The organism is Faecalibacterium prausnitzii, from assembly GCF_019967995.1.
GTDB lineage: Bacteria > Bacillota > Clostridia > Oscillospirales > Ruminococcaceae > Faecalibacterium > Faecalibacterium prausnitzii_E.
This window is the reverse complement of the sequence record NZ_CP065377.1, coordinates 1,783,022-1,803,489: the sequence shown is the minus strand read 5'-3', so window position 1 is coordinate 1,803,489 and position 20,468 is coordinate 1,783,022. Positions and strand designations below refer to the sequence as shown.

General features: G+C 57.1%; 22 protein-coding genes and 1 pseudogene. 8 read left to right on the top strand and 15 right to left on the bottom strand.

Features of this window, described 5'->3' with window-relative positions:
* The first annotated feature begins 30 nt into the window (after positions 1-30).
* The 3 genes from I5P96_RS09055 (at position 31) to I5P96_RS09045 (ending at position 2,793) form a co-directional block, all read left to right on the top strand.
* Complete coding sequence (locus I5P96_RS09055) at positions 31-747, top strand: LytR/AlgR family response regulator transcription factor (protein WP_223381722.1); 717 nt, start codon at positions 31-33, stop codon at positions 745-747.
* The gene (locus I5P96_RS09050; RefSeq protein WP_223381720.1) at positions 740-2,023 is read left to right on the top strand and encodes a sensor histidine kinase; all 1,284 of its coding nucleotides are present in this window, start codon (positions 740-742) and stop codon (positions 2,021-2,023) included. The genes I5P96_RS09055 and I5P96_RS09050 overlap by 8 nt, the downstream gene beginning before the upstream one ends.
* Positions 2,024-2,445: 422 nt before the next feature.
* Entirely contained in the window at positions 2,446-2,793 is a 348-nt protein-coding gene (locus tag I5P96_RS09045; protein WP_223381718.1) for a cupin domain-containing protein, read from the top strand.
* Here I5P96_RS09045 and I5P96_RS14295 read toward each other — a convergent pair.
* Together I5P96_RS14295 and I5P96_RS09035 are read right to left on the bottom strand one after the other, a co-directional pair.
* The gene (locus I5P96_RS14295) at positions 2,786-3,160 is read right to left on the bottom strand and encodes a transposase (RefSeq protein WP_223381716.1); all 375 of its coding nucleotides are present in this window, start codon (positions 3,158-3,160) and stop codon (positions 2,786-2,788) included. The two genes, I5P96_RS09045 and I5P96_RS14295, sit on opposite strands and share 8 nt — an antisense overlap.
* Positions 3,138-3,557: an IS630 transposase-related protein gene (locus tag I5P96_RS09035; RefSeq protein WP_223381714.1), complete on the bottom strand. Its 420-nt coding sequence runs from the start codon at positions 3,555-3,557 to the stop codon at positions 3,138-3,140. Before I5P96_RS09035 ends, I5P96_RS14295 begins: the two co-directional genes overlap by 23 nt.
* 83 nt (positions 3,558-3,640) lie before the next feature.
* Here I5P96_RS09035 and I5P96_RS09030 point away from each other — a divergent pair, with 83 nt between their 5' ends.
* Both I5P96_RS09030 and I5P96_RS14290 read left to right on the top strand, forming a co-directional pair.
* Complete coding sequence (locus I5P96_RS09030) at positions 3,641-4,714, top strand: DUF4145 domain-containing protein (protein ID WP_223381712.1); 1,074 nt, start codon at positions 3,641-3,643, stop codon at positions 4,712-4,714.
* Between the two features lie 104 nt (positions 4,715-4,818).
* The gene (locus I5P96_RS14290; protein WP_411703207.1) at positions 4,819-5,136 is read left to right on the top strand and encodes a helix-turn-helix domain-containing protein; all 318 of its coding nucleotides are present in this window, start codon (positions 4,819-4,821) and stop codon (positions 5,134-5,136) included.
* 120 nt (positions 5,137-5,256) lie between these two features.
* Here I5P96_RS14290 and I5P96_RS09020 read toward each other — a convergent pair.
* The 3 genes and pseudogenes from I5P96_RS09020 to I5P96_RS09010 all read right to left on the bottom strand — a co-directional run.
* Positions 5,257-5,645: pseudogene (locus tag I5P96_RS09020) on the bottom strand (helix-turn-helix domain-containing protein); the annotation flags it as partial.
* Positions 5,646-5,959: 314 nt separating this feature from the next.
* Complete coding sequence (gene rlmD / locus I5P96_RS09015; protein ID WP_223381710.1) at positions 5,960-7,333, bottom strand: 23S rRNA (uracil(1939)-C(5))-methyltransferase RlmD; 1,374 nt, start codon at positions 7,331-7,333, stop codon at positions 5,960-5,962.
* Between the two features lie 24 nt (positions 7,334-7,357).
* The gene (locus I5P96_RS09010; RefSeq protein WP_118553337.1) at positions 7,358-8,209 is read right to left on the bottom strand and encodes an AraC family transcriptional regulator; all 852 of its coding nucleotides are present in this window, start codon (positions 8,207-8,209) and stop codon (positions 7,358-7,360) included.
* 204 nt (positions 8,210-8,413) lie between these two features.
* Between I5P96_RS09010 and I5P96_RS09005 the strand changes: the two genes are divergently transcribed.
* A complete protein-coding gene (locus tag I5P96_RS09005; protein ID WP_223381708.1) occupies positions 8,414-9,706 on the top strand; it encodes a galactokinase in 1,293 nt (430 codons plus the stop codon).
* Between the two features lie 117 nt (positions 9,707-9,823).
* Here the strand turns inward: I5P96_RS09005 and I5P96_RS09000 are convergent, their stop codons facing one another.
* From I5P96_RS09000 to I5P96_RS08970, 7 genes are all read right to left on the bottom strand, one after another.
* Positions 9,824-10,153 carry a hypothetical protein gene (locus tag I5P96_RS09000; protein ID WP_097792027.1) on the bottom strand — a complete coding sequence of 110 codons (330 nt, stop codon included), beginning with the start codon at positions 10,151-10,153 and terminating at the stop codon, positions 9,824-9,826.
* Between the two features lie 45 nt (positions 10,154-10,198).
* Positions 10,199-10,648, bottom strand: a complete 450-nt coding sequence (locus tag I5P96_RS08995) for a hypothetical protein (protein ID WP_223381706.1) — start codon at positions 10,646-10,648, stop codon at positions 10,199-10,201.
* Positions 10,649-10,968: 320 nt separating this feature from the next.
* Positions 10,969-12,441, bottom strand: a complete 1,473-nt coding sequence (gene malQ, locus I5P96_RS08990; protein WP_223381704.1) for a 4-alpha-glucanotransferase — start codon at positions 12,439-12,441, stop codon at positions 10,969-10,971.
* A gap of 15 nt (positions 12,442-12,456) precedes the next feature.
* Positions 12,457-13,299 carry a carbohydrate ABC transporter permease gene (locus tag I5P96_RS08985; RefSeq protein WP_097792030.1) on the bottom strand — a complete coding sequence of 281 codons (843 nt, stop codon included), beginning with the start codon at positions 13,297-13,299 and terminating at the stop codon, positions 12,457-12,459.
* Positions 13,299-14,150: a carbohydrate ABC transporter permease gene (locus I5P96_RS08980; RefSeq protein ID WP_097792031.1), complete on the bottom strand. Its 852-nt coding sequence runs from the start codon at positions 14,148-14,150 to the stop codon at positions 13,299-13,301. Before I5P96_RS08980 ends, I5P96_RS08985 begins: the two co-directional genes overlap by 1 nt.
* Positions 14,151-14,239: 89 nt before the next feature.
* A complete protein-coding gene (locus tag I5P96_RS08975) occupies positions 14,240-15,586 on the bottom strand; it encodes an ABC transporter substrate-binding protein (RefSeq protein WP_223381703.1) in 1,347 nt (448 codons plus the stop codon).
* 56 nt (positions 15,587-15,642) lie between these two features.
* Positions 15,643-16,662: a LacI family DNA-binding transcriptional regulator gene (locus tag I5P96_RS08970; RefSeq protein WP_207685358.1), complete on the bottom strand. Its 1,020-nt coding sequence runs from the start codon at positions 16,660-16,662 to the stop codon at positions 15,643-15,645.
* Between the two features lie 331 nt (positions 16,663-16,993).
* Here I5P96_RS08970 and I5P96_RS08965 point away from each other — a divergent pair, with 331 nt between their 5' ends.
* Positions 16,994-17,599 (top strand): AAA family ATPase, encoded by a 606-nt coding sequence (locus I5P96_RS08965; protein ID WP_223381702.1) that lies wholly within the window; start codon positions 16,994-16,996, stop codon positions 17,597-17,599.
* A 158-nt stretch (positions 17,600-17,757) separates the two neighbouring features.
* Here the strand turns inward: I5P96_RS08965 and rpsR are convergent, their stop codons facing one another.
* From rpsR to rpsF, 3 genes are read right to left on the bottom strand one after another with little or no spacing between them, the layout of a single operon-like run.
* Entirely contained in the window at positions 17,758-18,015 is a 258-nt protein-coding gene (rpsR, locus tag I5P96_RS08960) for a 30S ribosomal protein S18 (RefSeq protein WP_022256536.1), read from the bottom strand.
* Positions 18,016-18,060: 45 nt separating this feature from the next.
* Complete coding sequence (locus I5P96_RS08955; protein ID WP_055189169.1) at positions 18,061-18,540, bottom strand: single-stranded DNA-binding protein; 480 nt, start codon at positions 18,538-18,540, stop codon at positions 18,061-18,063.
* Positions 18,541-18,570: 30 nt separating this feature from the next.
* Positions 18,571-18,855: a 30S ribosomal protein S6 gene (gene rpsF, locus I5P96_RS08950; protein ID WP_097792034.1), complete on the bottom strand. Its 285-nt coding sequence runs from the start codon at positions 18,853-18,855 to the stop codon at positions 18,571-18,573.
* Between the two features lie 324 nt (positions 18,856-19,179).
* Between rpsF and I5P96_RS08945 the strand changes: the two genes are divergently transcribed.
* Positions 19,180-20,376: a cation:proton antiporter gene (locus I5P96_RS08945; protein WP_223381701.1), complete on the top strand. Its 1,197-nt coding sequence runs from the start codon at positions 19,180-19,182 to the stop codon at positions 20,374-20,376.
* The last annotated feature ends 92 nt before the right edge of the window (positions 20,377-20,468 follow it).

Genomic DNA, 20,468 nt, shown 5'->3' with positions numbered 1-20,468 from the left:
CGCTTTTTTCAAAAGAAGGGGACACCGACCATGCACATGTTGATCTGTGATGACGACGCGCGGTTTGCCGCACGGGTGGAGCAGCTGGTCTGGGCCTGTCTGGAGATCCCGGCGGAGATCGTGGTCTGCACCAGCGGCGAAGAAGCACTGGCCGTGCCGGATCTGGAACTGTATCAGGTGGCGCTGCTGGATGTGGATCTGGATACCATGAACGGCATCTCGCTGGGGCGTCAGCTGCGGGAGCGCAGCCCGGAGATCTGCCTGATCTACATCTCGGCCTATCTGGAATTTGCCCCGGAGGGCTACACGGTCCAGGCGTTCCGGTACATTCTCAAACGGGATCTGGAACGGATGCTGCCCAGCTGCCTGGAGGCGCTCTTCCACGAAAAGATCGCCCGCAGCCGCAAGGTGCTGACCATCCGGCAGAACCGCACCAGCATCGAGCTGCCCTACGACAGCATCTACTGCCTGGAAAGCGACCTGCGCAAGGTCAATGTCTATGGGGATGTGCCGCATCAGCCGCTCTGCTCCTATTACGGCAAGCTGACCGATCTGCCGCAGGTGCTGTTCGAGAACGGCTTTCTGCGGGTGGGGCGGAGCGATGTGGTCAACATGCGCTACATCCGCCAGATCAGCGGGTACAAGGTCACGATGCGCAACGGGGTGGAACTGAGCGTCAGCCGGAACGGCTATGCGGCCATCCGGGAGACCTATCTGGAATGGAAGGGGCAGTTTGGCGATGAATGAGATATCCTGGTTCTTCAGCGGGCACATGGTCTGCGTGTCGCAGTGGGCCGCTTTCCTGCTGGTGGATCGCGCTTACCTCGGCAAAGGGCGGGTGAAGCATGTCGGGTTCTGGAGCGTTGTTCTGGTGGTCGGGATGCTGGCGTTCAGTCTGATCTTCCAGATCGGCTTTTTCACGCTGGAGACCGTCTGGTACAATGTGGGCTATGTTCTGCTGTCCACCCTGCTGTTCGGCGGGACGCTGCCCCAGAAGCTGACCGCCGCCCTCATCAACGGCACCATGTGCCTGCTCTCCGAAAACACGGTCCGCTATGTGGTCTCCTGGGTGACCGGAACGTCGCTTCAGGTGGCCTGGCAGCGGCCCGGATGTCTTGTGACCATGACGCTCACGAACCTCATCGTGGGCGTGGTGGTGGCCTATTTCTCGCACCAGTGGAAGGATGAGCGGGCGCTCGAATCCCCGCAGGCGCTGGTCATGTCCTTTTTCCCCGGCATCGTCGTGGTGCTGAACGTAGTCCTGATGCTTTCGGCGAAGGACGAACCCGCCGATTCCCTCATGGTGCTGCTGACGCTGGGCCTGACGGTGGCGGTGCTCCTCCACATGTACATCGTCCAGATGTTCAATCAGCAGATGGCCCGGCAGCAGGAGCTTCATGTGCAGACGGCGCTGGAGCGGGAGCGGGCTGAAGCGCTGATGGACTCCTACACCACCCAGCGCCGCCTGACCCACGAGTTCACCAACCACATCGAGGCGCTGACGCTTTTGCTGCAACAGGGCGAATACGAGGAAGCCAAAGCGTACCTTGCCACGGTCACAAAGATCATCGCGGCCCATACCACTATCATGAACACGCACAATCCGCTGCTGGATGCGCTGCTGAGCAAGAAATACGAGGAGGCCACCCGCAAGGGGGTCATGCTCTACTTTGACTTGCCCGACCTGCGGGCGATCCCGCTCGAAAAGACCGACCTTGTGATGGTCGTCTCCAACCTGCTCAACAACGCCATCGACGCTGCCGCCCAGGCCGACCCGCCGGAAGTCTATTTCCGGATGCGGAAAACGGAGGAGGAACTGCTGCTGTCCGTTCGCAACCGGGTCCGGGAGGATCTGGACCTGCCGGACGGTCAGCTCCCACGCAGCACCAAAAAGGAGCCGGGCCACGGCATTGGCCTGTGGAATGTGACGGATGTGCTCCGCAAGTATCAGGGAGAGTACGCCATCAGCTGCCGGGACAAATGGTTCCGGTTCACCTGTTCGGTGCCGGTGCACAGAATATGACATCCTCCCCCGCAGAATATGACATTTTGCGTGAAATTTGGGTGAATATTTGCTATAATCTGGGCAAGAATAAGGCAGAGAGCCAAGAACGGCGCATTGCGGCCGGAGCGATCCGGAAGCGCGGAACGGGTTCATACGGCACCGCAGAGCGTGTGGCGGTGCAGGCGGCCTTGTCTGGTAAAAGTCCTGACGAAGCTCTTGACGGTGATCGGGGGATTGCTGTTCATAGAGACTCTTCCAAATGTTGCTTCTTCCGGCATCGTTGTGTGGGAACGGGATGTCGGAGCAGAGAGGCAGCAGCGATGAGAGCTTCGGATGGGACTTTTTTGTTTGAGATCAGGCCGGAGCCCTTGTCAAAGAGGCTCCGGTCTTTTATAATGGAAAAAATGGCTTTGCCAGAAACAAGAAAGAAGGAATCTGATATGGATCTGCCGGAAAAGAAACAGCGCTGGGTCTTTCATGCGGACGCTCTGCCCCAGCCCGCAGGCACGGGGGTCACCCGCCGGGTGCTGGCCTATACCGATGGCCTGATGTGTGTAGAAAACACGTTTGAAAAGGGTGCAGTGGGAGCGCTGCACCACCACCCGCACACCCAGATCACTTATGTAGTGTCGGGAGCGTTCGCGTTCACGGTGGACGGTGTGACCAGAACGGTCCACGCCGGGGACACCATCTTGAAAGAAGACGGTGTCGAGCATGGCTGTGTCTGCACCGAAGCGGGCATCCTGCTGGATATCTTCACCCCCATGCGGGAGGATTTCGTCAGGTGAAGCGGTTTGGAGCTTTTTGTAACCGTAGCAGCAAAAAGGCAGTGCGCCGCGTGGGACGCACTGCCTTTGCATGGTGCGATTTCATATTATCCATCACGAGGACAGAATTGCCGTTCAGATGGGGAAGCAAATCAGTTTCCAGATACCGCTTAAACCTCTCCACAGTCGTTCCACCTGAGAAAGTCGTATAGTGTAGTGTCCCATCCAACTGGATGGATGACAGAATAGTTGTGTTCTTGGGCTTGGAAAGTGGTGCAGAATCGACAGCTCTGCTTCCTCCAAGTGAATAGGCATACCGCCTTGTCATATCTGTATTGCAACCACTTTCATCCAGAAATACAAGGTCACTTACCTTGAATCCAGACATAAGGCCGTTCCAGTTCTTTCTCTTCTGTGCCACATCGGGGACGCTCCTGTTCACTGGCATGAAGAGATTTCTTCTTACGGCGATATCCTGCTTTCTGAAGAAAACGCCAGACAGTATCAATGCTGACGGGAAAATTCAACGTTTCAATGATCTCCAGACAAGTGATATCCGGCTGTTTCTCCAGAAGCGAAAGGATGTGCTGATGATCTACATCTGACAATTTAGGCTTCTTTCCACGGAGATTCGTTTGAGTTTCGTAGCTGCCTGTTTCGTTCCGACGCTTCAGCAAACGATAGATCGAACAGGTGTTTACAGAAAAGCACTTTGCCAGTTCCTTTACGCTGATACCCTTATCGTATCCTTCCAGAATCAACTTTCGAGCTTCGTTGTGCAGCATAGCACTCACCTTCTTTGTTTCTGTTATACCACTTTTTCTCAAAAGTTAAAGTACTCGCTGCTGTATTATTGAAAATTGCTATAATGCACAAGCAACATCCGCAAACTGCATATCGCAAAGATGCCGTTTTGATTGGCACTATTTTTGAAAATTGCGATAATAAAAATAATCCTATTGTTTTTGGCAAATTGAGAGGTGCTATGATGTATATTGATTTTATCAAAAATGAATATCCTGACATTCCAGATATTGATCGGCAGGCGTACATAGACAGAGATAAGAAGGCCTTGATTAGTATTGTTCAAGAGAAAATCGCTCAAAACGCAGAGGAGATTGTAGAACGCTGGTATAAGTTAAGCGACATTGGATTTCTCCCTCAGGAAGAAAAATTTTTGGATCTTCTGAAAGAAGCAGAGCAACTATATAGTTTTGGTTTTTATACAGGAACAATTGCAGTTGTTGGAATTGCTTGCGAAGAATACTGTAGATATTTAGTAGCAAAACATAAACTTGCAGATGTAAAAACTCAAGAAAAGCGAATAGACAAGTTGTATCAAGACGGAGTAATTACAAGCGACATAAAAGATGCACTACATACTGTTCGAAAATTGCGAAACGATTGCATGCACTACAATATTTCCTTTAAGCAGTTAGACGAAAACGAGTTAGAGCAACACGCCTTTGATATGATTGTCCAGTACAAAGCTTGCTTACATCCGTTAGCAATTAAAGTGGATGATAGAAGCGAGGAAGATCTTATTGCGGATTTTGTTAAGGCAAAAAAATCGAATTTAAGAGAATATCTTTACAAACATAGAAATGTTTTGCACCAAACAAAAGACATCAATCTGCAAATTAGTCCCAATGTGGAAAAAATGATTTTTGTATCAGTTTACTATATTAACGAAATAGACATTTCAGAGTATTTCCACGAGATGACATTGATTGATCTAAATAATCTTTATCCAGTTGTGGTTGATTTAACATTGCCACAATGTGAAATGATAAAAAATCTAAAGTTAAAAGAAGGCAACCTGATTACAGCTACCCTAACTTCAGCAGTTTCGAGTATTGGTCAAACAGAAGAATGGTTGTTATTGAAAATAGATGATATTTCTCGAATGATATATAATTTGGAAGATATTTTTCCTTCGTGAGAAATTATTTGTTTGCCCATAACAAGGTTAACCATCTACGCATTTAGGGGGCAAAAAGCCCACAGAAATCAAGGCTTTTCGGCGTTGGTCGGTGGGGTGGCAGAATGATTTATCAAATCCCTGTCGGAACGGGCTTTGAAATGCGTAGGAAAATGTTTCCGGCGCTGGTTTTCCTGCCGGTTCTGTGGTATGCTGGAATAAGACAAAAAACGACAGGAGTTGACACGATGGGTGAACAGGAAATGTTACTGGACACTGATACCATCAGGGCCGCCGTCGCCGGTGAGAAGTGGGCCAAAGAAAAGGTGATCGAACACTACACCCCTATGATCGACGAGCCGACTGTTGACGAAGATATGAGGCAGCACCTTATTTTGAAGCTGCTGGAAGAACTGCCACACTTCCCGATGGGGCAGGCATAAGAAAAAAGAGCGCCGGACGCAGAGGCCATGTAGCCCCCGCGCCCGGCGCTTTTCGTTTTATTAAACACACTGGTTTCGACTTCACTTAAAATATGATATAATTTTACCAGTTATTATTGATATTGCTAAGGGGGATAGGGTGTAGTCCCAATCCTCCGGCAAGGACAGCATTTGTGACAGCAGGCCCTTGGCTTTCAGGGACAGGGCTTTGTTCCGCAGGTGGTGGTTGACATCACCGTATAGCCTTTGTTCTTCTCCACGCGGAATACTGCCATATCATCGTCAGCTCCTTTCACTGTGAATTTGACCGCAGCAAGGGCGGTCAGCTTGCCCGGCTGATAGAGACACTCTGCATACACGCAGTATTGATATTTCCAATCCGGGCGATAGAAGCGGTAACTGCCGCAATCCTCCGGCGCGTTCGCCCCGCCGCCGTCGTAGTGATCGAAACTGGGCTTTTCCTGCATCAGCCGTTCAAAGGCCCGGTCTTGGCCGGAAGTAAAGTACATGGCGTCGCCTCCTTTCTGAATTTGGGCATGAAAAAAGCCGCAGACTTTTTTCAAAATCTGCGGCAAAGCCTATGAGGAAAGGACACCGTTCTCACGATATCCTTTCCATTCTGAACATTCATTTTTTTGTGTCCCACACTCCATATCAATGGCTACTGAAACGGTGATATAGTCCTCAATACGCTTATTACGGAATTTATCGCCCTCGCAATCGAACACAACATGACGAGAAAACAACGTAAAACGGATGATTTCCACTAGATTTCTCTTTGTAGCGAAACTATCGCTTCGACGTGGCTTGAGGGTTGCGTTTGTTACATCGTTTTGGTATAACAACTCACAACCTCGCAATGCTTCGTCCTCGGAAACAGATCCACCGGCTGGACCTTCTCGGTGCGGTAGCCTTGTGTTTCCAGCCACTTGGCGTCTCTTGCGGCGGTGGAGGGGTTGCAGCTGACGTAGACGACCCGGCGGGGGGACATGGCGACGACGGCGGAAAGGGTGGCCTCGTCACAGCCTTTGCGGGGCGGGTCGAGGACGATGACGTCGGGGTGGAGGCCCTCGGCGGCGAGCTGAGATGCGGCTTTGCCCGCGTCGGCGCAGAAGAAGCGGCTTCTGGCGGCGACGGATTCGCCCATGCGGGCCGCGTTGGCCTTGGCGCTGTCGATGGCTTCGGGGACGATCTCCACGCCGATGAGCGAGCGGCAGCGGTCCACCATCGAAAGGCCGATGGTACCCATGCCGCAGTAGAGGTCCAGCAGAAGGTCGTCCGGCTGGAGCTGAGCGTATTCGGCGGCGATGCCGTAGAGCTGCTCGGCGGCGAGGGTGTTGACCTGATAGAACGACAGGGGGCCAAGCCGCACCGGAACGCCGCAGAGGGTGTCCTCGATGAAGCCGGGACCGCAGAGGGTGTGGGTCTCTGTGCCCAGAATGACGTTGGTGTTCCTGGGGTTGACGTTCACGAGGACGGTGGCAATGTCCGGGAACTGTGCGGTCAGCTGCTCGACGAGTTCGGCGCTGTGGGGGAGCTTTGCGCGGGTGCAGACGATGCAGACCATGATCTGGCCGCTGTGCGCACCCCGGCGCAGGAAGATGTGCCGCACCAGGCCCTTGCCGGAAGCCTCATCGTAGGGCTGGATGCCGTGTGCACCGAAAAAGTTGCACAATGCGTTGCCGATGTCGTTCAGGATGCCGGGCTGCAGCTTGCAGTCGGGGCAGGGGACGATGCGGTGGGTGCGACCGGCGTAGAAGCCGATGCAGGGGGCGCCGTTCTTGTCACGCCCGACCGGGAACTGGACCTTGTTGCGGTAGCGGTCCACTTCGGGGGAGGGGAGGGCGTCCAGCACCGGCACATCCAGCCCGCCGATGCGGCGGAACGCATCGACGACGTTTTCCTGCTTGGCCCGAAGCTCGGCGGCGTAATCCAGGTGCCGCAGGCTGCAGCCGCCGCAGGGGCCTGCCACGGCGCAGTCCACGGGGATGCGGTCCGGCGAGGGGGTGCGCAGGGTGTCCAGAATGCCGAAGGCATAGCGGCCGCAGTCCTTGACGATGCGGATGTCGGCTTCATCGCCGGGGGCGGTGCCGGGCACGAACACGGCCTCGCTGTCCGGCGAGTGTGCCACGCCGCTTCCGTCGTTGGAAAGCCGCTCAATGGTCAGGGTCAGCACCTGATTTTTCTGTAAGGGCATGGGGATTCTCCTTTTGTGGTGGGGTTATTCCGAGGCTTCGGGGGCGTCGGTCTGGGACGCCAGATACTTGCTGGGCGGCACGCCTTTGGCGCGCTTGAACACCCGCGAGAAATAGAACTGGTCAAAGAAGCCGACGGAGATGGCGACCTCGGCAATGGACAGGTTGCCCGCGCGCAGCAGCTTGCAGGCTTCGTTGATGCGGTATTCGGTCAGATAGTCGATGGGGCTTTTGCCCACATTCAGCATGAACACCCGGTACAGGTGGCTGCGGGAGACTCCCACGCTCTTGGCCACATCGTCGATGGAGATATCGTGCGAGTAGTTGAACTGGATGTACTTGATGGCGTTCAGCACATACTGGCTCGAAGACGAGGTGCTGTGGGGCTTCGACTCGCTGGTCTCCTTCATCAGAGAGGAGATGAAGAGATAGAGGTAGCCCACCATGGCGGCCTCATCCTGGGGCTGAAGCCCGCGGGAGGAGTAGATGTTGGTCAGGGCCGTCCGCATCCCTTCGGGGTCGCTGGTGTGGTGGACGGGTCGCTCGTCTGTAAAGGGCAGCTGTGCGGCCAGTTTGTGGGCACAGGCCCCATTGAAGCCTACCCAGCTGTACTCCCACGGCTGCTGCTCATCGGCTGTGTAGCGGATGAGCTGGCTGGGCCGGGCAAAAAAGAGGTCGCCGGGGACCACCTCAAACGTATGGCCGCCCACCTCAAAGGTTCCCTTGCCGGAAACGACCAGGTGGATGAGGTAATGGTCCCGGATGCCGGGACCCCAGGTCTGGCCCGGAGCACACCGCTCCAGGCCGCAGTTAAAGATGGACAATTCGATGTTGTTGGTATAATTCTGCTTGAAGGACTGTTTGTAAACGTCTGCCATGTGGCTCTCCTCCCATCCGCTGCATTCATAACACCAGTATATCATAATTGAACCTGCAAATTCAACAAAAGTACATCCGAATCTTTGACTTTCGCGCCAAAATTTGTTTTTTTGCAAAATCAAATTGCAAAATGGGGACGCTTCGATTACAATAGAGTTATCTTTTACAAACAGACTGCGGGTTTTCTTTGGGGAGGAACAGCCATGGCGACCAGTATGCAGCTCAGACGGGAGATCCTGGCAGGCGGGCGCGACGCCGCACTTGCCGCACTGTATGGGGCAGACCCGGCGGTGTTGGCGCGGCAGCGGCAGCGCTACGCGGATGCGTTGGAACAGTTCGAACGATACTTCGGGCCGGGCCGGCAGGTGCACATCTACTCGGCACCGGGGCGGGCCGAGCTGGGCGGCAACCACACCGACCACCAGCACGGCTATGGTCTGGCGGCAGCTGTGATGCTGGACCTGATCGCCGTGGCGTCCCCCAGTGACGACGGCTTCATCCGGGTGAAATCCCGCGGGTTCAACAAGCTGGACGTCATCGACCTGAGCGAGGCAGAGCCGCAGGACGGTGAGAGCACCCATTCGGCCAGCCTCATCCGGGGCATCGCGGAGGGCTTCCGGGCCAGGGGCAGGGCTGTGAATGGCTTTGACGCCTACACCGCCAGCGATGTGCTGCGGGGGTCGGGCCTGTCCAGCTCGGCGGCGTTCGAGATGGGGATGGCCGTCATCCTGAACGGCGAGTACGGTTGTGGCCTGCCGACGCCGGAACTGGCGAGGATCTGCCAGTATGCGGAGAACACCTACTTCGGCAAGCCGAGCGGCCTGCTGGACCAGCTGACCAGCGCGGTGGGCGGCGTCATCTTTGCGGACTTTGCCGACCCGGCCCAGCCAGACATCGAGAAGATCCACGCCGCCGGGCTGCTGCCGGAGGGGATAAGCCTTTGCGTTACCGACACGCGCGGCAGCCACAGCGAGTTGACCGGCGAGTTCGCCGCCATCCGGAACGAGATGGAAGCGGTGGCGTCGCAGTTGGGGGGCAGGGTTCTGGGGCAGGTGCGGGAGGCCGACTTCTGGGCGGCGCTGCCCCGCCTGCGCACTGCCTGCGGCGACCGTGCCGTGCTGCGGGCCGTCCACTACTTTGAGGAGAACGCCCGCGCGCTGGTCCAGCGGGATGCGCTGCGGGCCGGGGACTTCCCGGTCTTTCTGAAGGCCATTGCGGCCAGCGGCCATGCCTCGTACACCCTGTGCCAGAACGTCTACTGTTCCACGGATGTGCGGCATCAGGGGCTTTCGGTGGCGCTGGCGCTGAGTCAGACGCTGCTGGAACACAGCGGCGGAGCCTGGCGGATGCAGGGCGGCGGCTTTGCAGGCACCATCCAGGCCTTTGTGCCGCAGCGGCTGGTGCAGACTTACCACGACGCCATGGAGGGCGTCTTCGGCAAAGGCAGCTGCTACATCCTCCGCCTGCGGGAGCAGGGAGCAGTCCGCGTCATCTGAAATGTGCAAAAAAAGAAAGTGCTCTGCTACCAAAAACAGCGGAGCACTTTGCTTTTTGGAATAGAAAACGGACACGTTCAGCACGGGTGAACTGACGCCGAAGGCGGCTGAGAGAGCTCAGACCCCGCGCTCCTGGCGCTTCTGACGCATATCGTCGGTGTAGCTTTGCAGCGCCGACAAGGTGTCGTCGTGGAAGCCGAACCAGTTGACGAGGTTGTTGTAGGTGTTCTCTGCGAAGTTGTAGGCCGAGCGGAACACATGGAACAGCAGCATTGGCACGAACGAGAAGGACAGCGAGAGCACACCGCCGCTGAAAAAGAGATCGTCCAGACGGAGCCGGTCCGTGAAGTCATTCCACGCATCGGCCAGCTCACCGCCGCCAACAATCTGAAACTGCTCTGCTTCCGGGATGCGTCCATAGGAAGCGGGCATCTGCAATTCTTTCATAGAAAAGCTCCTTTCTGTGTCAGAGTCGGGTGGTCAGGCAAAGGCTCAGGCCGCCGTCAGCGCGGCCGTGGAGGCTGCGGTGGGGTCGGTCGTGGTGGTGCCGGTGGAAGAACCATCGTTGTAGTAGTTGTCCTTCACGTCGGTGTAGATGTTCAGCGCATTGTTGACGAGCTGGACGGCATAAATGTAGGCCGCATAGCCTGCAAAACCGGTGAAGAACACCGTGGCAGCCTTGCCAACGGGGGTCCGGTGGCTCCAGTAGTGCTTGATGGAACCGCCGACGGTCAGGCCGTCGTTGCGCATGTTGATGAGGCCGGTGACGGCACTGGTGAAGGCAGCCTGACCCATCAGGCGGATGAGGTTGGTGACGAGGTTGTATGTAAACTGCTGCGGCGAGATGACATCGGCACCGCCCTCGATGTAGATCATTTCATCCTCGGAGATGGGAGCATAGGCTGCCGGAAAATGCAGCGAAGTCGAACTGGTATATTCCATGGCGGGAAAACTCCTTTCGTACATCAGAACCGCCGGAAAGCGGATCATAAACTAAGTGGATTATAGCATATTCCACCAAAAACAACAAGAGAGCGAAGGTTTGAAAGCTGTGGAGGTTTTGTGAACGGTTTCAAAGCAAAACTCAAAAAACAAACGCAGGGAAGCAGAAAAACAAAGACGCGCATCCCAGAGCCCTGGTGAAAAAATGTTGTGTGAAATTTGTGCCAAAAAGGAACGGCGGGCCGAATGCAGTGCCACAATGCAGGGCACCGCACGGCTCGCCGTTCGGGATGGGGAAGCTATCAGAAGGAGAAAAACGCTTATTCTGCCGCCGGGGCCCGGTCATACAGGACCGTCAGATCGGCGATGTGCTCCGCCAGCAGGCTCGTCAGGGGCGTGGTCAGACGCCACTGCCAGTTGGAGCCCTGGGTGCTGGGGGTGTTGATGCGGGCTTCGGCACCGAGGTGGAGCCAGTCTGCCATCGGGATGATGGCCATGTCCGACACGCAGGAAAGACAGGCCGCGATCATGGCTTCGGTCAGGTCTTTGGGGGTGCAGCGCAGATACCGGCAGGCGTAGTGGACATCCTCCGGGCTGGCAGTCGCCCGCCAGCCTTCGGTGGTCACATTGTCGTGGGTGCCGGTGTAGACGACGCTGTTCCGGGTGTAGGTGTAAGGCAGGTAGTTGCCCGGCTCCCGGCTGTCGAACGCGAACTGCATGATCTTCATGCCGGGGTAGCCGCTGGCGGTCAGCATGGTCTTGACCTCCGGGGTCAGATAGCCCAGGTCCTCGGCAATGATGCCGCCCTGGCCCAGCGCTTCGTGCATGGCGTCGATGAAGGCACGGTCCGGGCCTTTGACCCACCTGCCGCCCGCCGCCGTGGTGTTCCCGGCGGGGATGGAGTAGTAGCTCTCGAAGCCGCGGAAGTGGTCGATGCGAACGACGTCATAAATGGAAGTGGCGTGTTTCATCCGGCGCTTCCACCAGGCAAAGTGCTCTGCCTCGTGGCGGGGCCAGTCGTAGAGCGGGTTGCCCCAGAGCTGGCCATCGGCCGCAAAAGCATCCGGCGGGCAGCCGGCCACCTGGGTCAGATGGACCTGCCCATCGGTCTGGAAAAGCTCCGGCCGGGTCCAGAGGTCGCTGGAATCCGGGCTGACGTAGATGGGGATGTCGCCCACCAGCTGGATGCCCTTTTGGTTGGCGTAGGTCTTGAGGGCGCTCCACTGAGTGAAGAAGAAGAACTGCACGGCCTTGTGGTAATCCACCGCATCGGCCAGCCGCACACGGGCAGCAGCCAGAGCCGAAGGCTCACGGGTGCGCAGCGCGTCGGGCCAGTCGGCCAGACCGGCCTGCCCCTGCTCGGCTTTCAGGGCCATGAACAGGGCGTAATCGTCCAGCCAGAAGTCCTGCGCGGCGCAGAAATCAGTGTAGGCTTTGCTGGGCTCGGCCAGAAGCCGGTCTGCGGCCCGTTTCAGGATTGCGGGCCGCTCGTTGTACAGCGCACCGTAATCCACGGTGCCGACCGGCACCGGAGCGGGGACCTCATCGGGGGTGAGCCAGCCGTCCTCGGCCAGCACCCGGTAGTCGATGAAGTAGGGATTCCCGGCAAAGGCGGAAAAGCTCTGGTAAGGGCTGTCGCCGTAGCCGGTGGGGCCGATGGGCAGGATCTGCCAATAGGTCTGTCTGGCGCGGGCCAGAAAATCCACGAAAGCGAAGGCTTCCGCCCCCAGAGTGCCGATGCCGAAGGGACCAGGCAGGCTGAACACGGGCATCAGGATACCGCTTGCGCGCATGTGAACCCCCTCCTCTTAACCCTTGACAGCGCCGGCAACGACGCCCTCAATGATGTATTTCTGGCAGGTGATGTAGAGCAGGATGATGGGGATGATGGCGATGATGATGCAGGCCATCATGGGGGCCAGCTCCACGCGGCCATAACCGCCGCGGAAATACTGGATGGCCATGGGGATGGTGCGGTACTTCTTGATGTCCAGCACCAGAGTGGGCAGCAGGTAGTCGTTCCAGACCCACATCGTTTCCAGAATGGCGGTGGAGATCATAGTCGGCTTCAGGATGGGGAAGACGATCTTGAAGAAGATCTGGATGGGGTTGCAGCCGTCGATCATGGCAGCCTCTTCGATTTCGATGGGGACACTCTTCATGAAGCCGGTGAACATGAACACGGCCAGACCGGCACCGAAGCCGAGGTAGATGATGCAGATGTTCCAGGGGGTGTTCAGCTTGAGGGTATCGGCCGTCTTGGACAGGGTGAACATGACCATCTGGAAGGGGACGACCATCGAGAAGACGATGAGCAGGTTCATGAACTTGCTCAGCTTGTTGTTCACGCGGGTCAGGTACCAGCCCGTCATCGAGCAGCAGAGCAGGATGAGCACCACACTGGTCAGGGTGATCAGCAGGCTGTAGCCCAGGCTGGAGAGGAAGTTCATCTTGAAGATGCCGTAGGTGTAGTTCTCCAGGCCGACAAAGGTCTCCTTGGTGGGCAGTGCGAAGACGGTGGAGGTGGTGAAGGTGCCTTCCTTCTTCAGACTGTTGATGAAGATCAGGGCGATGGGGTAGACCCACAGCAGGCAGAGCAGGGTCATTATAACGGTGAGCGCATTGTCCCACATATGTTTACGTTTGATCATTACTGCTGTACCTCCTTGGAACGAGTGAAGTGGAGCTGGATCATGGAAATGACGACCACGATGAGGAAGAAGATCACAGCCTTTGCCTGGCCGATGCCCTTCCACTGCGCGCCGGAGCGGCCATAGAAGGTGTTGTAGATGTTCAGGGCCAGCATCTCACTGGCGTTGGCAGGCTCGCCGGCCGTCAGGGCGACGTTCTGGTCGAACAGCTTGAAGCTGTTGGTCAGGGTGAGGAAGGTGCAGATGGTGATGCTGGGCATGACCATGGGCAGCTTGATCTTGAACAGGATCTCGTGGTCGGAAGCGCCGTCGATCTTGGCGGCTTCGATCAGGTCACCGGGCACACTCTGCAGGCCGGCCACATAGATGATCATCATATAGCCGATCTGCTGCCAGCACATCAGGATGATCAGGCCCACGAAGCCTGCCTTGGCGTCCAGCGCCAGCAGCGGCCTCTGGAGATTGGCCAGCACACCGTTGAGCAGGATCTGCCAGATGTAGCCCAGCAGGATGCCGCCGATCAGGTTGGGCATGAAGTAGACCGTGCGGAACAGGTTCGTGCCCTTGATGCCGCGGGTCAGCACGAGGGCGATGGCGAACGCGCAGACGTTGATGAGCACAGTGGACAGCACCGTGAACGCTGCCGTGAAGCCGAAGGCGTGGAGGAAGGTGGAATCCTGGAAGACAGAAATGTAGTTCTGGATGCCCACAAAGGTGGTCTTCGACACGGTGGTGAACCGCTGGAAGGACAGGTAGATGCCCCAGATGAAGGGCCAGATGAAGCCGATGATGAACGCGATGAGGGTAGGCAGCACGAACACCGGCCAATATTTGCTGATGGCCTTTTGCATGATATACCTCCAAATCCAAAAAAGAAGGAGGCGGGCGAACCGCTCGCCCGCCTCCCGTATTTGTCAGCTGTTAAAAACGCTCTGCGGCATTAGCCGTTTGCCAGCTTGTACTCCTTGGCCCAGCCATCGACGAAGGCAGTGACCACAGCGTTCCAGTCGCCGGTGCCTGCAGCATAAGCAGTCAATGCGCTGCCGACGCCGTTCTTCCACTCCTCGGAAGGCATGGTGGAGAAGCACCAGTCCACACTGGTCTTGCCATCAGCGACGTAGTCGTTTGCAATGGCGATCAGCGGGTTGGTGGAATCCTTGGCAGCCTTGAAGGGGATGACGAAGCCCATGTCGTCTGCCATAGCAGAAGTGCCGGTCTCGGAGGTGACGCACCAGTACAGGAAGTCCAGCGTTGCCTGGATGTCCTCATCGGATGCAGTGTTGTTCACGCACCAGTAGTTCTCGGAACCGGTGCACAGGCCCTGGTTCTCTTCGCCGTCCACGCCGATGTAGATGGGCAGCATGCCGAGGTTGTCGTCGCCCAGAGAGGAGACATCGCTGTAAGCCCAAGTGCCGTTCTGATAGAAGACAGCCTTCTTGCCCACGAACTCAGCCACAGCGTCGTTGCCGGTCTTGGAAGCCAGCAGCTTCGGGTCGCAGGTGGAGTCGGTGATGTACAGGTCCCAGATCTGCTTGTAGTTGTCCAGATAGGTGCCCTTGATGGCGTCGGTGGAGCCGATGCCGTCTGCCTTGTACTCGTAGTAGATGGGCAGGTTGGCCAGATGGGTCTTGAAACGCCAGTCGGAAGAACCGTCCATGCCGGCGGAGGTGAAAGCACCATCGACGCCCAGCTCAGCCTTGCGGGCCTGGATGTCGTCTGCGACCTTCTTCAGGTCGTCAAAGCCCTTGATGTCGTCCTGGGTGTAGCCAGCGGCGGTCAGAAGCTCCTTGTTGTAGATGATGCCGTAGGTCTCGATGACGTAGGCGATGCTGGTGACGGCGTCGCCGTCCTTCAGTGCGAAGGAGTCGCTGGTCAGTTCGCCGTACAGCTTGCTGCCGGACAGGTCGTAGCAGTAATCCTTCCAGTTGGCCAGACCGACGGGGCCGTTGACCTGGAACAGGGTGGGAGCCTCGCTCTTCTCCATCTCGCTCATCAGGGTGGTCTCATACTGGCCGGAAGCTGCGGTCACGACGGTGACAGGTACGCCGGTCTCCTTGGTGTAGGCAGCAGCCAGATCCTGCCAGGCCTGATCCTGCTCCGGCTTGAAGTTCAGGTAGTAGACTTTGCCGCTTGCACCGGAAGCGGATGCGCTGGCGGAAGCAGCGGTAGAACTGGCAGTGGAGGAAGCGGTGGAGCTGGAAGAGCCGCCGCAGGCAGCCAGACCCAGGGCAGCGGCAGAAACGCCAGCGGCCTTCAGAAAATTACGACGAGTGATCATCTTTTTCATAGTGTGTTCTCCTTCTTATTGATTGCTTATCTATCGCACCGCCCCGATGGGCGGAGTTAAACGGATTCAAACCGGCGGCGGCAGGGGCAGACGCTTTCGCCCTGCTGCAGCTCCGGCTGCAGGGTCACGGTCCGGGCCGAGGCACCGTGCTCGATCTGCCGGATCAGAAGCTCGATGCTCTGCAGCGCGATCTGCTCGCTGGGCTGGACGATGGTGGTCATCACAGGCACACAGTAGCGGGACATCGTGATGCCGTCGAAGCCGATGACGGAGACGTCCTCCGGCACGCGGAGCCCGGCGCTGACCAGCGCCCGGATGGCACCAAAGGCGATGACGTCGCTCATCGCGAACAGGGCGGTGAACTCGGCCCGGCGGGCCAGCAGGCTGTTCATGGCGTGATATGCGGACTCGAAATCGTAGTTCGACAGGCCGTAGAGCTTGTTGTCGAAGACGAGGCCCGCATCCTCCATGGCGTCCTGTGCGCCCAAACGGCGCATCCGGCTGGGGAAACTTGTGGCCGGGCCGCCCAGCACAGCGATCTTGCTGTGCCCCTGTGCAATGAGGTGGGCGACCGCAGTGCGGGCAGCCGCCCGGTCGTCCACGCCGACCATCGACAGATTGGGGAAGCTCAGGTCGTGGGAAACGAGGGTGGCCAGCACCGAAGGGACGGTGATGTTGGAAAATCCATTCTGGAAGTTGCTCACGCTGCCGCCCAGGAAGATAATGCCCTTGGGCTTGATCTCCCGCAGGATCTTTTCGGCGGCGTCGATCTCGTTGGCGTTCTCGTCCAGGTAGGAGACGATGCCGTTGTATCCATACAGAGTCGCGGCCCGCTGCAATTGCACGAGAAAGTCGGAGAAGAAGAGGTTGCGTGTGCCCTTGACGATGAACACCAGACTGCGGGACTGCTGGATCTTCAGCTGCCGCGCGTTGGTGTTGGGGGTGAACCCCGCTTCCCGCATGACCTTCAGAACGTGTTCTTTCGTTTCCGGCCGTACATCGGGCCGGTCGTTGATGACACGGGAGATGGTGCTGACGGAACAGCCGCTGATGCGGGCGATGTCCTTGATCGTCATGGCGCATCTCCTCACTTTCTGTAAAACCATCGGGAACGTTGTCGGGAACGTTTCCAGTGGCTATAGTATGGCACATTTTGTTCAAAAAATCAATCATGTTGGAGCGATTTCGTAAAATGTGTATAAAGAATCGGTTCGGCGTTGTGCAGTTTGATTTGCAACCACGTCAAAACCATGATTTGTTTCAGAAATTCCCGGAAACAAGTCAGAATAGACCGGGATAACCGTACCACTTTGTAACTTTTTGACCGCTGGATGCACATTCCCGGATAACTGTGTTGTGTGCCAAGGCATCTCGTGCTATACTGGGAAGCGAAGGAGGGGAAGAGCAATGATTTTATCCTTGCAGGGCTGCATGGCGGTAGGGAAAACCACAGCGGCCCGCTATCTGCAAGCGCATGACTCGCAGCTGCATGTCTGCTTTGAGGACAACGCGGCGGTCATCGCCGAAGTGAAACACCGGGGGCTGGATAAAAACTGCTATGCGGATTATCTGGAGATCCAGCGGCTCTTTCTGCAAAATGAGGTGCGCCGGTGGCAGGAAGCACAAAAATACCCCTGCACCGTGATGGATTTCGGCGCAGAGGAGATCGTGTTCTATACGCTCCACTATCCCAAAAGCAAAGGATTGGATTGGGGTGTGGAGGAGCTCCGGCGGGCATTGGCACCGGAACTGGCGGCGGCCCAAGGGTGTATGCCGGAGCACATTTTGTTTTTGGATGCGTCCGACGAGACGCTGCGGACCCGCAAAGAGGGGGATACCGCGCGCACAAGGGGATTCTTTGAACATTACCGGAACCAGCTTCTGCCACTGAAGCGGGAATGGTTCCGGAACCGGGAGGACACGACCTTTTTGCAGACCGACGGCCTGACGGCAGAGCAGGAAGGAGAGGCGGTCCTCCGTTGGTGCACACAATGGATCGGGATGAACCGCTGAGCGGAAAAAGGCCCCATCTCCGAGGGGGCTGTCACCGCAGGTGACTGAGGGAGTTTATAGGGAGTTTATACAAACAAAAAGCGTCTTCCCCTTGTCATCGGGGAAGACGCTTTGCTGATTGCTGATTATTTTGAACTGGGTTGATAAAGTTCTGAAGATTAGTCGCTGACGTAGGGCATCAGAGCAACGTGACGAGCACGCTTGATGGCGACGGTCAGTGCGCGCTGATGATAAGCGCAAGTGCCGGTCACACGGCGGGGGATGATCTTTGCACGCTCAGAGACGTACTTACGCAGACGGGGCACGTCCTTGTAATCGATGGTGTCGATACGATCGACACAGAAGCTGCAAACCTTCTTGCGGCCGCGGCGGATGGGGCGCGCGGGGCGAGAGCCTTCGGTTCTTTCAAAAGCCATTGCTTATTACCTCCTATAAGATTTTAACGGATAGACCGTTTCGGATCAGAACGGCAGATCGTCGCTGTCGTCGATGACGGCGAAGTCATCTGCACTGCCGGCAGAATAGCTGGGAGCTGCCTCCACAGCAGCCGGGCGGGCAGGGGCTGCGTTCTGGTAGGACGGAGCAGAATTCTGATAATTTGCTCCGCCGCCCTGGTTGCTGCTCTTGGGGCCTGCAAAGTTGATGTTGTTGGCCACAACTTCCACAGCGGTGCGGTTGTTTCCCTGCTTGTCCTGATACTGGCGGGTCTGAAGCGAACCTTCAATGGCGATCAAACTGCCCTTCTGGAAATACTTCGAAACAAACTCGGCCTGCTGACGCCATGCGACGATGTCGATGAAATCAGCCTGGCGCTGCTCGCCCTGGCGGGCAAAATTGCGGTCGCACGCGATCCGGAAACTGCACACATTGGTGCCGCTCTGGGTGGTGCGGAGCTCCGGGTCCGCCACAAGGCGGCCCATGATAGCAACAACATTCAACATAGAACAGACTCCTTTTTGATCACGGAGAGATTACTCCTCGTGGGCAACGATCAGGCTGCGCATAACGCCTTCGGTGATCTTGTACACACGGTCCAGCTCAGCGGGGAAGCTGGGCTCGCTGGTGAAGTTGATCACGGTGTAGACGCCTTCCTCCTCGTCGTTGATGGGGTAGGCCAGACGGCGCTTGCCCCACTCGTCGATGGAATCGATCGTACCGTTAGCCTCGATCAGGGACTTGAACTTGCCCACCAGAGCGGCGGTAGCCTCCTCGTCGAGAGCGGCGCTGGTAATCAGCATGGTTTCGTACTTTGCCATTTTGTAGCACCTCCTTTTGGACTTGAGGGCCTCAAGATTATGAGGCCAAGGTACACGATCCTGCGGTTTCACAGGACTGTGCGGTGTGTCTGTTCAGACAGCAATTTATTATAGCAAGTGTTTGGTACTTTGTCAAGCATTCCGGCAAAAAAATCTGCACGAAAATAAAACGGGTCTGCGGCTAAACTTTAGTTGGATTTTCGCCGGGATGGCTTTGATTTTCACAAGCCGACAAGTTATAATGTAAAATATGGTGGGCTAGGACGCGCGGTCGGGCCTGCCGGGCGTGAAAAACGCAAAATTGAGTAAAGGAAGGTCATTTGAATGTATTCGGTCTTTCGAAACCTCGCCATCATCATCCTCACGGCCAAGTTCTTCGGGCTGGCGGCCCGCAAGTGCAAAGCCCCGCAGGTGGTGGGCGAGATCATCGCGGGCCTGCTGATCGGCCCCTGTGTGCTGAATCTGGTCCACATCAGTGATACCATCTCGGTCTTTGCGGAGATCGGCGTGGTGCTGCTGATGTTCTCCACCGGCCTTGGCACCAACCTGAAGGAGCTGATCAAAGCCGGCCCCATTGCCACCCTGATCGCCTGCGTGGGCGTGGCTGTGCCGCTGGCGGGCGGCACGCTCCTTTATAGCATCTTCTATGGGTTTGCAGCCGTGGGCAGCACGGAGTTTTACAAGGCGCTTTTCATTGGCACCATCATGACGGCCACCAGCGTTTCCATCACGGTGGCGGCTCTGCAGGAGATGGGCCATCTGAAGAGCTTCCTCGGCACGACGATCGTGAGCGCGGCGGTCATTGATGATGTCATCGGTATCGTGGTGCTGACCTGTGTGCTGGGTGCCGGTTCCGGCACCGGCACCGGTCTGGGTAAGGTGCTCTTCAATACGGTGCTCTTCTTTGCCACGGCCATCGGTGTGGGCCTCGTCGCACACTTTGCAATGAAGTGGCTGGACAAGCGCAACCCCCACACCCAGCGCATCACCATCGTGAGCATGGCGTTCTGCTTTGCCATGGCCTACATCGCGGAGGCATACTTCGGCATCGCAGACATCACGGGTGCCTACATTGCCGGCATCGTGTTCTGCTCCATGGACGACGCATCCTATGTGGAGCGCCGGGTGGATATCAGCAACTATGTGCTGTTTGCTCCGGTCTTTTTCGCGAGCATTGGCCTGAAGACGGACATCAGCGGTCTGACGCCGCAGATCCTGCTCTTCAGTGTCTGCTTCGTCATCGTGGCCCTCATCACCAAGATCATCGGCTGCGGTCTGGCGGCAAAGGTCTGCCGCTTCAGCTGGGCCGACTCGCTCAAGGTGGGCGTCGGCATGATGACCCGCGGCGAGGTGGCCCTGATCGTGGCCCAGAAGGGCCTGGACATCGGCGTGGTGGACCCTGTGTACTTCACGGCGGTCATTCTGCTCATCGTGGTATCCTCGGTGGCAACACCGCTGGTGCTGAAGGTGCTCTTCACCAAAGCCCCGCCGACACCGCATCCGAGCCAGAGCGAAGCATAAAAATGGGAGGTCCATCCTGGGGGATGGGCCTCCTGTTTTTATGTTGGACGCGGAAAATGGCACAATTTCCGAAGAACGATGGATTCCTGCCG

What these genes read in the sequence shown, in the direction of transcription:
- I5P96_RS09010 (WP_118553337.1), bottom strand. Translation starts at nt 8,209, where the DNA reads ATGGCAGACGTTTACAAACAGTCCTTCAAGCAGAATTATACCAACAAC.
- I5P96_RS08945 (WP_223381701.1), top strand. Translation starts at nt 19,180, where the DNA reads ATGTATTCGGTCTTTCGAAACCTCGCCATCATCATCCTCACGGCCAAG.
- I5P96_RS08975 (WP_223381703.1), bottom strand. Translation starts at nt 15,586, where the DNA reads ATGAAAAAGATGATCACTCGTCGTAATTTTCTGAAGGCCGCTGGCGTT.
- I5P96_RS09050 (WP_223381720.1), top strand. Translation starts at nt 740, where the DNA reads ATGAATGAGATATCCTGGTTCTTCAGCGGGCACATGGTCTGCGTGTCG.
- rlmD (WP_223381710.1), bottom strand. Translation starts at nt 7,333, where the DNA reads ATGCCCTTACAGAAAAATCAGGTGCTGACCCTGACCATTGAGCGGCTT.
- I5P96_RS09035 (WP_223381714.1), bottom strand. Translation starts at nt 3,557, where the DNA reads ATGCTGCACAACGAAGCTCGAAAGTTGATTCTGGAAGGATACGATAAG.
- malQ (WP_223381704.1), bottom strand. Translation starts at nt 12,441, where the DNA reads ATGCGCGCAAGCGGTATCCTGATGCCCGTGTTCAGCCTGCCTGGTCCC.
- I5P96_RS08965 (WP_223381702.1), top strand. Translation starts at nt 16,994, where the DNA reads ATGATTTTATCCTTGCAGGGCTGCATGGCGGTAGGGAAAACCACAGCG.
- I5P96_RS08955 (WP_055189169.1), bottom strand. Translation starts at nt 18,540, where the DNA reads ATGTTGAATGTTGTTGCTATCATGGGCCGCCTTGTGGCGGACCCGGAG.
- rpsR (WP_022256536.1), bottom strand. Translation starts at nt 18,015, where the DNA reads ATGGCTTTTGAAAGAACCGAAGGCTCTCGCCCCGCGCGCCCCATCCGC.
- rpsF (WP_097792034.1), bottom strand. Translation starts at nt 18,855, where the DNA reads ATGGCAAAGTACGAAACCATGCTGATTACCAGCGCCGCTCTCGACGAG.
- I5P96_RS09005 (WP_223381708.1), top strand. Translation starts at nt 8,414, where the DNA reads ATGGCGACCAGTATGCAGCTCAGACGGGAGATCCTGGCAGGCGGGCGC.
- I5P96_RS14290 (WP_411703207.1), top strand. Translation starts at nt 4,819, where the DNA reads ATGATTTATCAAATCCCTGTCGGAACGGGCTTTGAAATGCGTAGGAAA.
- I5P96_RS08995 (WP_223381706.1), bottom strand. Translation starts at nt 10,648, where the DNA reads ATGGAATATACCAGTTCGACTTCGCTGCATTTTCCGGCAGCCTATGCT.
- I5P96_RS08980 (WP_097792031.1), bottom strand. Translation starts at nt 14,150, where the DNA reads ATGCAAAAGGCCATCAGCAAATATTGGCCGGTGTTCGTGCTGCCTACC.
- I5P96_RS09000 (WP_097792027.1), bottom strand. Translation starts at nt 10,153, where the DNA reads ATGAAAGAATTGCAGATGCCCGCTTCCTATGGACGCATCCCGGAAGCA.
- I5P96_RS09055 (WP_223381722.1), top strand. Translation starts at nt 31, where the DNA reads ATGCACATGTTGATCTGTGATGACGACGCGCGGTTTGCCGCACGGGTG.
- I5P96_RS14295 (WP_223381716.1), bottom strand. Translation starts at nt 3,160, where the DNA reads ATGTCTGGATTCAAGGTAAGTGACCTTGTATTTCTGGATGAAAGTGGT.
- I5P96_RS08970 (WP_207685358.1), bottom strand. Translation starts at nt 16,662, where the DNA reads ATGACGATCAAGGACATCGCCCGCATCAGCGGCTGTTCCGTCAGCACC.
- I5P96_RS09045 (WP_223381718.1), top strand. Translation starts at nt 2,446, where the DNA reads ATGGATCTGCCGGAAAAGAAACAGCGCTGGGTCTTTCATGCGGACGCT.
- I5P96_RS08985 (WP_097792030.1), bottom strand. Translation starts at nt 13,299, where the DNA reads ATGATCAAACGTAAACATATGTGGGACAATGCGCTCACCGTTATAATG.
- I5P96_RS09030 (WP_223381712.1), top strand. Translation starts at nt 3,641, where the DNA reads ATGCACAAGCAACATCCGCAAACTGCATATCGCAAAGATGCCGTTTTG.